The organism is Bradyrhizobium genosp. A, from assembly GCF_049949275.1.
GTDB lineage: Bacteria > Pseudomonadota > Alphaproteobacteria > Rhizobiales > Xanthobacteraceae > Bradyrhizobium.
Window position 1 is genome coordinate 7,733,932 of sequence record NZ_CP188196.1, and the last position, 11,559, is coordinate 7,745,490.

10 protein-coding genes and 1 tRNA gene are annotated in these 11,559 nt (G+C 62.8%); 6 read left to right on the forward strand and 5 right to left on the reverse strand.

What is annotated here, in order from left to right; genetic code table 11:
• Positions 1 to 69: 69 nt before the first annotated feature.
• The gene (locus ACP2YP_RS36215; RefSeq protein WP_426421086.1) at positions 70 to 1,299 is read left to right on the forward strand and encodes an ABC transporter substrate-binding protein; all 1,230 of its coding nucleotides are present in this window, start codon (positions 70 to 72) and stop codon (positions 1,297 to 1,299) included.
• A 194-nt stretch (positions 1,300 to 1,493) separates the two neighbouring features.
• Positions 1,494 to 2,777, forward strand: a complete 1,284-nt coding sequence (locus tag ACP2YP_RS36220) for a glycerate kinase type-2 family protein (protein ID WP_426421087.1) — start codon at positions 1,494 to 1,496, stop codon at positions 2,775 to 2,777.
• Between the two features lie 125 nt (positions 2,778 to 2,902).
• On the opposite strand, the gene ACP2YP_RS36225 is transcribed toward ACP2YP_RS36220, so the two are convergent.
• Positions 2,903 to 3,436: a MarR family winged helix-turn-helix transcriptional regulator gene (locus ACP2YP_RS36225; protein WP_426421088.1), complete on the reverse strand. Its 534-nt coding sequence runs from the start codon at positions 3,434 to 3,436 to the stop codon at positions 2,903 to 2,905.
• A 177-nt stretch (positions 3,437 to 3,613) separates the two neighbouring features.
• Between ACP2YP_RS36225 and ACP2YP_RS36230 the strand changes: the two genes are divergently transcribed.
• The 3 genes from ACP2YP_RS36230 to ACP2YP_RS36240 are packed head-to-tail and all read left to right on the forward strand — an operon-like array spanning position 3,614 to position 7,159.
• The gene (locus ACP2YP_RS36230) at positions 3,614 to 4,654 is read left to right on the forward strand and encodes a branched-chain amino acid ABC transporter permease (RefSeq protein WP_426421089.1); all 1,041 of its coding nucleotides are present in this window, start codon (positions 3,614 to 3,616) and stop codon (positions 4,652 to 4,654) included.
• A gap of 7 nt (positions 4,655 to 4,661) precedes the next feature.
• Positions 4,662 to 6,431: an ABC transporter permease subunit gene (locus tag ACP2YP_RS36235; protein ID WP_426421090.1), complete on the forward strand. Its 1,770-nt coding sequence runs from the start codon at positions 4,662 to 4,664 to the stop codon at positions 6,429 to 6,431.
• Entirely contained in the window at positions 6,428 to 7,159 is a 732-nt protein-coding gene (locus tag ACP2YP_RS36240; RefSeq protein WP_426421091.1) for an ABC transporter ATP-binding protein, read from the forward strand. The genes ACP2YP_RS36235 and ACP2YP_RS36240 overlap by 4 nt, the downstream gene beginning before the upstream one ends.
• Here ACP2YP_RS36240 and ACP2YP_RS36245 read toward each other — a convergent pair whose 3' ends face one another.
• The gene (locus tag ACP2YP_RS36245; protein WP_426421092.1) at positions 7,160 to 7,702 is read right to left on the reverse strand and encodes a disulfide bond formation protein B; all 543 of its coding nucleotides are present in this window, start codon (positions 7,700 to 7,702) and stop codon (positions 7,160 to 7,162) included. It lies immediately after the preceding gene.
• A gap of 156 nt (positions 7,703 to 7,858) precedes the next feature.
• Between ACP2YP_RS36245 and ACP2YP_RS36250 the strand changes: the two genes are divergently transcribed.
• Positions 7,859 to 7,943: transfer RNA gene (locus ACP2YP_RS36250), tRNA-Leu, on the forward strand.
• Positions 7,944 to 8,597: 654 nt separating this feature from the next.
• On the opposite strand, the gene ACP2YP_RS36255 is transcribed toward ACP2YP_RS36250, so the two are convergent.
• The 3 genes from ACP2YP_RS36255 to ACP2YP_RS36265 form a co-directional block, all read right to left on the reverse strand.
• Positions 8,598 to 9,173: an NADPH-dependent FMN reductase gene (locus ACP2YP_RS36255; protein WP_426421093.1), complete on the reverse strand. Its 576-nt coding sequence runs from the start codon at positions 9,171 to 9,173 to the stop codon at positions 8,598 to 8,600.
• Positions 9,174 to 9,269: 96 nt separating this feature from the next.
• Positions 9,270 to 9,908, reverse strand: a complete 639-nt coding sequence (locus tag ACP2YP_RS36260) for an ankyrin repeat domain-containing protein (protein WP_426421094.1) — start codon at positions 9,906 to 9,908, stop codon at positions 9,270 to 9,272.
• 72 nt (positions 9,909 to 9,980) lie between these two features.
• Complete coding sequence (locus tag ACP2YP_RS36265; protein ID WP_426421095.1) at positions 9,981 to 11,504, reverse strand: catalase; 1,524 nt, start codon at positions 11,502 to 11,504, stop codon at positions 9,981 to 9,983.
• Between the last annotated feature and the right edge of the window lie 55 nt (positions 11,505 to 11,559).

Below are 11,559 nucleotides of genomic sequence, written 5' to 3' on the forward strand. Positions count from 1 at the left end.
GCCGCGCCGCCAAAAACAATCAGGGCAAGAAAAGGAGCGCGCACACACCAAGAGAATAGGGAGATAGGAATGCCCGCTGTCACCGGCAAGCTTGCGGCCGCCTCACTGGCGCTCGCGCTCATTGCGGCCTCGACCTCCATCGCATCGGCCCAGAAGAAATACGATACCGGCGCGACCGATACCGAGATCAAGATCGGCAACATCATGCCCTACAGCGGACCGGCTTCCGCCTACGGCATCATCGGGCGGACCGAGGCCGCCTATTTCAAGAAGATCAACGACGAAGGCGGCATCAACGGCCGCAAGATCAACTACATCTCCTATGACGATGCCTACTCGCCGCCGAAGACGGTGGAGCAGGCGCGCAAGCTGGTCGAAAGCGACGAGGTGCTGTTCATCTTCAACTCGCTCGGCACGCCGCCGAACTCGGCGATCCACAAATATATGAACTCGAAGAAGGTGCCGCAGCTGTTCGTCGCCACCGGCGCCACCAAGTGGAACGATCCGCAAAACTTCCCCTGGACCATGGGCTGGCAGCCCAATTACCAGAGCGAAACGCAGATCTACGCAAAGTGGCTGCTCAAGAACAAGCCTGACGCCAAGATCGCCGTGCTCTTCCAGAACGACGATTACGGCAAGGACTATCTCAAGGGCCTGAAGGACGGCTTGGGGGCCAAGGCCGCCTCGATGATCGTTGCGGAGGAGAGCTATGAGACCTCCGAGCCGACAATCGACAACCATATCGTCAAGCTGAAGTCGACCGGCGCCAACGTCTTCATGAACATCACGACGCCGAAATTCGCGGCCCAGGCGATCAAGAAGGTCGCCGAGATCGGCTGGAAGCCGCTGCACTTCCTCAACAACGTCTCGGCTTCCGTCGGCAGCGTGCTCAAGCCGGCGGGGTTCGAGAACTCGCAGGACATCATCTCGGCCGATTATCTCAAGGACGTATCGGACCCGGAGTGGAACAATGATCCCGGCATGAAGGACTTCCTCGCCTTCATGACCAAATATTTCCCCGACGGCCACAAGCTCGACCACGGCACCATCGTCGGTTACGGCGTGGCGCAGACCCTGGTTCAGGTACTGAAGCAGTGCGGCGATGATCTTACGCGTGCGAACATCATGAAGCAGGCCGCCAGCCTGAAGGATTATCGCACCGAAGTGCTGCTGCCGGGCATCCAGATCAACACCTCCGCAACCGACTTTGCGCCGATCAGCCAGCTCCGGCTCGAGCGGTTCAAGGGCGAGAAGTGGGATCTGTTCGGCGACGTCATCAGCGCCGACGTCGGCGGCTAGCCGTCCGCAAATTGAGAATGGAAAGCCCCCTGCGAAGCCAGCGCAGGGGGCTTTTGCTTGCGCGCGGATTATGATCACGCGATTGCACAATCGAATGATGGTAAAGCCTGCTTACGCTCTCACGCCTGATGCGGTAGGCATGTGATAGGCGGCGTTTGTCGCCAGCCTCTTCCGTCTGCTCAAGGCTTTTCGTCATGACCGACCGACGCCCCCTGCTCCGCGCGCTCTACGACGCCGCCGTTGCCGCCGCCCATCCCAACACGATCCTGGCGCCGCATCTGCGCCCCGCGCCCAAGGGACGCGTGATCTGCCTCGCCGCCGGCAAGGGCGCGGCCGCGATGGCCGCAGCTGCGGAGCGGCATTATCTCGACACGCTCAAGCTCGCGCCGGAGCGGCTCATCGGCGTCGCCACCACGCGCCATGGCTACGGCGTGCCGACGCGCCGCATCCGCGTCGTCGAGGCCGGCCATCCCGTGCCTGACGAAGCCGGCTTGAAGGGCGCCGCCGACACGCTCGCGCTCGCGGGCGAAGCCGGGCCTGACGATCTGCTGCTGGTGCTGCTCACCGGCGGCGGCTCGGCGAACTGGATCGCACCGGTGGACGGCATCAGCTTTGCGCAGAAGCAGGCGGTCAACAAGGCACTGCTGCGCTCGGGCGCGCCGATCGGCGAGATGAACACCGTGCGCAAACATCTCTCGCGCATCAAGGGCGGGCGGCTGGCGCGCGCAGGCCAAAACGCCGCCGAGATCGTGACGCTCGCGATCTCCGACGTGCCGCATGACGACCCCTCCGCGATCGCCTCAGGCCCGACCGTACCCGATCCGACCACGCTGGCCGATGCGCGCGCGATCGTGGCAAAGTACAAGCTCGCCATTGACGATGCGGTGCGCCGTGCGCTCGACGATCCCGCCAACGAAAGCGCCAAGCCTGGTGACGCCGCCTTCGCGCGCGCGCATTTCGAGTTGATCGCGCGTCCGAAGCAGTCGCTCGACGCCGCGGTGAAGCTCGCGAAGGACGCCGGCTACGAGACCATCGATCTCGGCGCCGATCTCGAGGGCGAGGCGCGCGAGGTCGCCGCCGATCACGCCAGGCTCGCTCTCGCGGCCCGCGCGCAAGGCAAGCGCGTCGCGATCCTCTCCGGCGGTGAGCTCACGGTGACCGTGCGCGGTAATGGCCGCGGTGGCCCCAACCAGGAATACGCGCTGGCGCTCGCCGGGCTGCTGAAGGACACACCTGACATCTCGGCACTCGCCGGCGACACCGACGGCGCCGACGGCGGCGCCGGCCATCCCACCGACCCCGCCGGCGCAATGATCGATGCGGCGACGTTTGCGAAGATGAAGGCGCTGGGGCTCGCGCCGCAGGCGTATCTCGACAACAACGACGCGACGACGTTCTTCGAGGCGACCGGCGATCTCTTGCTGCCCGGCCCGACGCTGACGAACGTCAACGACATCAGGGTGATCCTGGTCGACTGAGACCTTGGATATCTTCCCCGTCATGGCCGGGCTTGTCCCGGCCATCCACGACTTTACAGCCGCGCCAAGAACGTGGATGCCCGGGACAAAGCCCGGGCATGACGACCGACGGAGAGGTCGCCGTCTCAAAACTCGTTGGCGATCTTCGACAGCATCTCGAGCAGGGCTTCGCGGTTGGCCTGTCCGAGCAGCTCGTTGAGCCGTGACTCGTGCTTGGTGGCGACGAGCTTCTTGGCGCGCGTCAGCACGGCCTTGCCCTTGTCGGTCAAAACCAGGATGTGCGAACGGCGGTCGTTGGTCGAGCGGATCCGGGCGCAGAGGTCGCGGCTTTCGAGATTGTCGAGCAGGGCCACGAAATTCGGCCTGAGGATGCCGAGGGTGGAGGCGATCTCGGTCTGGTTACGGCCCGGGTTCTTCTCAACCAGCAGCAGCACCGAAAACTGCGCCGGCGTCAGCTGGAGCGAGGCCATGCAGCGCAAAAAGTTCTCGAACACCTTGAGCTGCGCCCGCTTCAGCACGTAGCCGAGCTGTTCCGAGAGCTCGCCGAGCTGGAGGGCTTCGGCAGAACCCTGCACCTGCCCTTCGGCGGTATCCTTGCGGCCCTTGGCCGCGTCGGACAGCTTTTCAGAAGACTTTTCAGCGGTTTTGGAAACGGTCATCGCCTCGTGCTCGCAATCCCGCTAAATTCGGGCCGGGTCGTTCGCTGCCCTTGAGATTATATTTGATAATTGTTATGGATCATATCAAATATCGTCAGCGTATTTCAATGGCTGTGAACGGACCATCCACCGCGATCGCGGCGACCGGTCCGGATCGTTGAGGGGGAGCGTCCGGTCTTGAACACCACCATCATGCTGTTCCTGCTGCAGGACGGCATCACCAATGGCGCGATCTATGCGCTGCTCGGCCTGGCGCTGGTGCTGGTGTTCGCCGTCACCCGCGTCATCCTCATCCCCCAGGGCGAATTCGTCACCTATGGCGCGCTGACTTATGCCTCGCTGGCCTCGGGCCAGATGCCGGGTACGGCGAAGCTTGCATTGGCGATGGGCATCGGCGCCTGCGCCTTCGACCTGTTCGTGGCCCGTAAGGCGCTGCATGGCCGGCTGATCCTGCGCAGCGTCCTCGCCAACATCGTGCTGCCGGCGATCGTGCTGGCGCTGACGATTTACTTCGCTGCCCAGAAGCCGCCGGTCGCGGTCTGCATCGCGCTGTCGCTGGTGATCGTGGCCATGATCGGCCTCTATCTCTACCGCATCGCGTTCCAGCCGCTGGCACACACCTCGGTGCTGGTCCTGCTGATCGCCTCGGTCGGTGTGCATCTGGCGCTGCAGGGGCTGGGCCTCTTGTTCTTCGGCGCCGAGGGCCAGCGCGGACCGGCGGTGCTCTCCGGCGCCTTCACCGCAGGCTCGCTGCGCTTCACCGGCCAGAGCCTCACCGTCTACGGCATCACCATCGCCTTCATCGTCGGGCTCTGGCTGTTCTTCGGGCTGACGCTTTACGGCAAGGCGCTGCGCGCCACCGCGGTCAACCGGCTCGGGGCGCGGCTCGCCGGCATCCGCACCACGCTGTCGGGCCAGATCGCCTTCCTGCTGGCCTCCGTCATCGGCGCGCTGTCGGGCATCATGATCGTGCCGATCACGACGCTCTATTATGACTCGGGCTTCCTGATCGGCCTGAAGGGCTTTGTCGCCGCAATCATCGGCGGCCTCGTCAGCTATCCCCTCACAGCGGTCGCAGCCGTCTTCGTCGGCATCGTCGAGGCGTTCTCGTCCTTCTATGCCTCCAACTACAAGGAGGTGATCGTGTTCATGCTCCTGATCCCCGTGCTGCTGCTGCGGTCGCTCGCAGCACCTGCCGCCGAGGAAGAGAAGGACTGACGCCAAGATGCAGAGCCGGCTTCCCATCATCATCTTCACGCTCGTCATGGCGGCGATCCCGTTCGTCCCGGGCATGCCGCCATTCTGGATCGTGCTACTCGACAATATCGGCCTCGCCGCGCTGGTCGCGATGGGCCTCGTGCTGCTCACCGGTGTCGGTGGCCTGACCTCGTTTGGACAGGCGGCCTTCGTCGGCTTCGGCGCCTACACCACGGCGGTTCTGACGACGGCCTATGGCCTGTCGCCTTGGTTGACCTTGCCGCTATCGCTCGTCGTCAGCGGATTGCTCGCGGTGCTGCTCGGCCTGATTACGGTCCGGCTTTCGGGCCACTATCTCCCGCTCGGTACGCTGGCCTGGGGGCTCGGCCTGTTCTACCTCTTCAGCAAGCTGGAATTCCTTGGGCGTAACGACGGCATCTCGGCGATCCCGCCGCTGTCGATCGGCGCGTTCAAAATGCTCTCGCCCGGTTCGATCTATTATGCGATCTGGGTCGCGGTCCTGATCTCGGCCCTGCTCACGATGAACCTGCTGGACTCCCGCACCGGCCGCGCCATCCGCGCGCTGCGGCGCGGCCATGTGGCAGCAGAGGCGTTCGGCGTGCACACGCCGCGCGCCAAGCTGCTGGTGTTCATCCATGCCGCCGTGCTCGCGGGCCTTTCCGGCTGGCTCTACGCCCATCTGCAGCGCGCGGTGACGCCGACGCCATTCGGCGCACACGCCGGCATCGAATATCTCTTCATCGCGGTGGTCGGCGGCGCCGGCTATGTCTGGGGCGGCGTGCTCGGCGCGGCGATCGTCGTGATCCTGAAAGAGGTGCTGCAGAGCTACCTGCCGCTGATCCTGCACGGCTCGGGCCAGCTCGAGACCATCGTGTTCGGCATCATGCTGGTGGCGCTGCTCCAGCTCGCCCCCGGCGGCGTCTGGCCCTGGCTGATGTCGTTCCTGCCCGAGCGCACCAGTGGCAGGAAGCCGGACACCTCGCTGAAGCTCGAGACCCGCACCCGCTCGGCCGTCCAGGGAAGCGTCCTGCTCCAGGTCGAGAAGGCGCGCAAACAATTTGGTGGCGTGATCGCAGTCAACAACGTCTCCTTCGACGTCCAGGCCCGCGAGATCGTCGCGCTGATCGGCCCGAATGGCGCCGGCAAGAGCACCACCTTCAACCTGATCACCGGCGTGCTGTCCGCGACCTCGGGCTCGATCTCGGTGCTGGGCAAGAAAGTGGATCGCGCGCCGCCGCAGGAGATCGTCAAGCTCGGCATCTCGCGCACCTTCCAGCACGTCAAGCTCGTGCCCGACATGACCGTGCTGGAGAATGTCGCGATCGGTGCGCATCTGCGTGGCCAGTCCGGGCCGCTCGCCTCGATGCTGCGGCTCGACCGCGCCGATGAAGCAAAACTGCTTGCGGAAGCCGCCCGCCAGATCGAGCGCGTCGGCCTCGCCGATCAGATGCATCAGCTCGCAGGATCGTTGTCGCTCGGGCAACAGCGCATCGTCGAGATCGCCCGCGCCCTGTGCGTCGATCCGATGCTGCTGCTGCTCGACGAGCCCGCCGCCGGCCTGCGCCACATGGAAAAGCAGCAGCTTTCGAAACTGCTGCGCGATCTGCGCGACGGCGGCATGAGCGTGCTGCTGGTCGAGCACGACATGGGCTTTGTGATGAATCTCGCCGACCGCATCGTGGTGCTGGATTTCGGCACCAAGATCGCGGAAGGCACGCCCGCCACGATCAAGACCAATCCCGAAGTGATCAAGGCCTATCTCGGAGTGGCGGCATGAGCGCGCTGTTGTCCGTCACCGATGCGCATGTCGCCTATGGCAAGGTCGAAGCCGTGCGCTCGGTCGCGCTCGAGGTCGGCGAGAACGAGATCGTCACCATCGTCGGCGCCAACGGCGCCGGCAAGACCACGCTGCTGTCGGCGATCATGGGCATCCTGCCGTTGAAGGGCCGTGTCGCCTTTGCCGGCCAGGACCTGGCCCGGCTCGATATCGAGGACCGCGTCGCAATGGGGCTTGGCCTCGTGCCTGAGCACCGCGAGTTGTTCGTGACCATGAATGTCGAGGACAATCTCGAGCTAGGCGCTTTCCGCATCGAGAGAAGCAAGGCCAGGGCTTCGATGGAGCAGGTCTATGCGCTGTTTCCGCGGCTGAAGGAGCGGCGCAAGCAGTTCGCCGGCACGCTCTCCGGCGGCGAGCAGCAGATGCTCGCGATGGGCCGCGCGCTGATGGGCGCCCCGAAGCTCTTGATGCTGGACGAGCCGAGCCTCGGTCTCGCACCGATCATCGTCGCCGACATCTTCCGCATCATCACCGAGCTGCGCGCCAGCGGCGTCTCCGTGCTACTGGTCGAGCAGAACGCACAGGCCGCGCTGAAGATCGCCGACCAGGCCTATGTGATGGAGCTCGGCGAGTTCGTGCTCAGCGGCAAGGCCAGCGAGATCGCGGCAAACGAGCGGGTGGCGGCCAGCTATCTCGGCTTCCAGCACGAAGGTGCAAGCGTGCTGTAATTACGCGCGCTTTGCCGTCCGCACAAAGCCCCAGGCGGCGATCGCGGCCATCAGCAGCGAGACCAGCACGTTGTAGCCGGCCAGCGAGAGACCGAGGAAGCGCCACTGCACCTCATCGCACTGCACCACCTTGACGGTGTCGAGCCGCGACAGGAGATCGCCGGCACTGCCGAGATTGACGACCGGACCGGTGCAATCGGTCGGGCCCTTCCAAAATCCCCATTCGACGCCGGAATGGTAGGTGCCGAGGCCGGCATTGGCGAGCGCCGCCAGCGCGAGGATCGCGAGCCCCGCCAGCAACAACGGCCGCGGCGCGCCGCCCCTCGCCGCCAGCGCCGTGAGCGCACCGAGCGGGATCGCTAGATAATAGGCGTAGCGCTGCTCGAGACAGAGCGGACAGGGCAGGATCTCCAGGACGAGCTGGAAGAACCAGGCCCCCGCGATCGTCGCCGCCGCGATCAGGGTGACCGCCAGCGAGGCGGTCAGCGCAGGCGCGCTGGTGGCCGGTCGAAATACAGGTATTGCGGCACTCTGGGTCGTCACGGCGGCCTCTCCGGATCAGGCTTGGCTTTAAGGCTCTAACCCCGGCCCAAGCCCCTGTCGAGAACGCCCGGGATCACTTTGGCGCGGGTTGACCCCGGTTTTTCCATGGCTATAGTCCGCCGGCTTCGCGAGGCTCCTTCCTGGGACCGACCGAGGGCCCCTGTGGCGGAACTGGTAGACGCGCTCGACTCAAAATCGAGTTCCGCAAGGAGTGCTGGTTCGATTCCGGCCAGGGGCACCACGGAAAAAATACAAATAATAACAATAACTTAAGCCTTTGGTTCGATTCCGGTTTTCACGAGAAAATTTTCGCGACGCATTGAAAACACACGTAAAAATTCACCGCAGCCGTCCGATTTGCTGGCATTTTTGCTGGTATCGGGCGAACAAACGTTCGCGGCGAATTTCGCTTTTCCAAATGAAGGAATTGAGCAGATGCCCGCAAGAACGATAGCGCGAGCGCCAACCCGAACACGTCGACTGCCAGAGCTCCTGTGATGGGGCTAAGGGCCTGATCTGGCTGTTGCGGATCTTGCATGCGAATTTTCCGGCGCATGGTCTGCGGCGGAGAGAGTGGAACTCTCACCCACCGCTTTCGCCGATGCAGGACGGGGCGCCGGCCCGAACGCCACGGCGATCTGGGCGGCGAAGGTCGGCATGAACGTCCAGAGTTCGACGCTCAAGAACAATCAAACCGGAGAAGCCTTCCACGTACCGCGAAGGCGCTTGCGCCGGCGTGAACGACGCTGGCTGCGAGCTATGATGAGTCTCTCTCATTCCAGATTTGCGGCAGGCCGTGCCATGCCGAAGCCCATCTGGCCCGATCCTATGAAACCAATCTCATCGCACAGGTCGCCACCGGCGATCAGCTTCCGACAGCGCGAGCGCACCGCATCTAGGCCTGTAACGAACCTTCCAGGCTTCGGGACATCTCGGTCAAACGATCGAGAGCTGCCAGGGCAAAGCGCTGGCAGGATTCGTCGACCAGAATGCCGTCTCTTATCTTCTCGGCGACGCTGCCGATCACGACCTGTGGACCAGGAGCAATGCGCGCCTGGATCGCGAGCAGCGTTTCGTTGACCTGTGCATGGGCGCGCACGCCACCTGTGAAGGCCGGTGAAACAGACATGACCAGGACAGGCTTGCCGATCAGCACGGAACTCCCGAACGGGCGCGACGCCCAGTCCAGCGCGTTTTTCAGCACGCCGGGAATGCCATGATTGTATTCCGGCGTGACAATGACAAGGCCGTCGCAGGCGCCTATGGCTTGCCGAAAGTCGCGCACGTCCTCTGGCGTGGCCGCTCCATCGTCATCCTCACTATAGAGTGGAAGATGCAGATCACGGATTTCGAGCGTTGCGATCGCGGCAACATGATCCCTCAGGTTAGACAATATGGCGGATGAATAGGACGCCTTGCGCAGGCTTCCGGCCATGCCGACGAGATGCACCTTTGAGATAGGCTTATGCATGGAGAGTCTCGTTCCTGTTTGATGAAGCCTTGCGTTCGGCCATTTGGCTCTCCCCATGGTTGAATGCAAATCGCCACGTGATGTTCATTGTAGTGATCACTGGCCTTTGGCTACCCTCGTGAGCAGAGCAACCATTCGCGGATTACTCTGTTGCTGTGCCAAGATGATTGCTGTGTTGCCGGCGTTATCTTGGAGCGTCGGATTTGCTCCGTTCTCGAGCAGCAGCTTCACGACTTCGAACTGACCAAACATGGACGCCATCATCAATGCAGTTTGGCCCGCATTGTTGCGCGCGTTTACATCGCAACCAGCGACGATCAGGCGCTGTGCGATCTCGGTCTCTCCCTTGAACGCGACACCCATCAGGCTGCTGCTGCCTTTGGCGTCTGTTGCACAAGGATTTGCTCCCTTCTGGATCAGAAAGTCGACCGTGGCGCCCTTTCCGTTGTATGCAGCGAGGATCAACGCCGTGTAGCCACGCGGATCCCTCTCATCTGGATCCATACCGGACTGGATTAGGCCGCCGAGCAGGTCGTCGCGCCCACTCCGTGCGGCATCGAAGAATAATTCCTTGATATGTTCCTGGCTCGGGCTGCCAGCGTCGTGTTGCACGAGCGTGTTCGCCGCGCCGTCTTGCGATTCCGCCATGCGAACGACGGCCGATGCGGGGACCGCCAATGCGGCAGGCGCAAGCAACACTGCGGTGAGCAGGAAAGCGTTTCGTATGCGTTTCATCTGGGGTCCTTGATAATCGCTGCCGCGGTTGTCTCGCGGCAGCTCATTCGCACATGGCACAACTGCAGGCCCTTAGTACGACACTACCTTGGCGGCGAGGGCAGCAACCTCGTTCACGTCAAGATGGGTCGCCTCCGCCAGTTGCGTGCCGTAGTCCCGGTCGGCCTTATAGAAATAGCTGACTTGCCGGAGCTTGATCCCATGGTCGGAGACACGGTTCAAATCGGCCGCCATGGCCTTGACGAGATAAGCCTGCTCATCCTTGCTGAAGGAGCGCCAATGGTTGCCGGCTTGGCCGAAATCATCGGTCTTGGCGATCGCCTTTTGCTGCACGACCCCGGACACTGGGTACTCGCCCAACCTGAAGGAAGGCTGCGGAGTGACGGCGCCCACCTTCTTCGCGGTGGAAGGCTCATAGTTCACTTCGCCAACTTGCGGAGCGATACTCATGGTGCCGTCCTGATTGTTGTTGGCGACCTTCACCAGCGGACGATTGGCCGGCAATTCCTGATAGTTCGTCCCGATACGGTAGCGCTGTGTATCCGCATAGGCGAACAGGCGGCCTTGCAGCATCTTGTCCGGAGACGGTTCTATACCGGGAACCATGACGCCCGGCGCGAACGCCGATTGTTCGGTGTACTGGAAATAATTGTCCGGCACCTTGTTCAGGGTCATCGTGCCGATCTTGGTTTCCGGCACGTTTTCCCAGGTCTTCGTATCGTCGAAGCCGTCATAGGGAAGCTGTGCGACCTGCTCCGCCGTCAGGACCTGCACGTACAGATCCCATTTCGGGAAATGGCCAGCACGAATGTTGTCATACAGATCCCGGGTCGCATAGTTCGGATCAGCAGTCTGCTGTTGTTCCAGGGTCAGGTTGTGCAATCCCAGTTCGCTCTTCCAGTGGAATTTGGCGAAGATCTGCTGTCCCTGGGCGCTGACGAGCCGGAACGCATGGACCCCGAATCCGTCCATCTCGCGATAGCTCTCCGGCATGCCTTGGGTGGAATAAAGATACGTCAGCATGTTCGTCGATTCGGGCGTGCGGGAGAAGAAATCGAACGCGAGGTTCGGATCCTGGATATTGGTGACGGCCGATGGCTTGTTGGCGTGGACGAAATCTGGGAATTTGATCGCATCCCTGATGAAGAAGACAGGGAGATCGTTACCGACCAGATCCCAGTTGCCTTCATCCGTGTAGAACTTGACGGCGAACCCGCGCGGATCGCGCGCGGCCTCGGGCGAACCACGGTACCCCATAACTGTCGAGAAGCGAACGAGGACTGGCGTCTCCTTGCCCGGCTTGGCAAACAGCGATGCCTTCGTGTAGCGAGAGAAATCTTCCGAGGCTACGAACAGGCCCTGCACTCCGGTCCCGCGTGCATGGACCACACGCTCGGGGATTCGCTCGCGGTCGAAGCGGGCCAGTTTCTCGATGAGGTGGAAGTCCTCCAGAAGCACTGGGCCGTCCGGTCCGGCGGTTTTCGAGTTTTCGTTGTCGCCGACGGGCGCGCCCGAATCCTGTGTCATCGCGGCAGGTGCGGCTAGTGCGGTCGTAGACAACAGTCCCATCACACAAACTATTGGGAACACGCGCATGATGAAGTCTCCATGTCATATTTTATGGCGGCGGATGCCGTGGAAAATCCGGGAG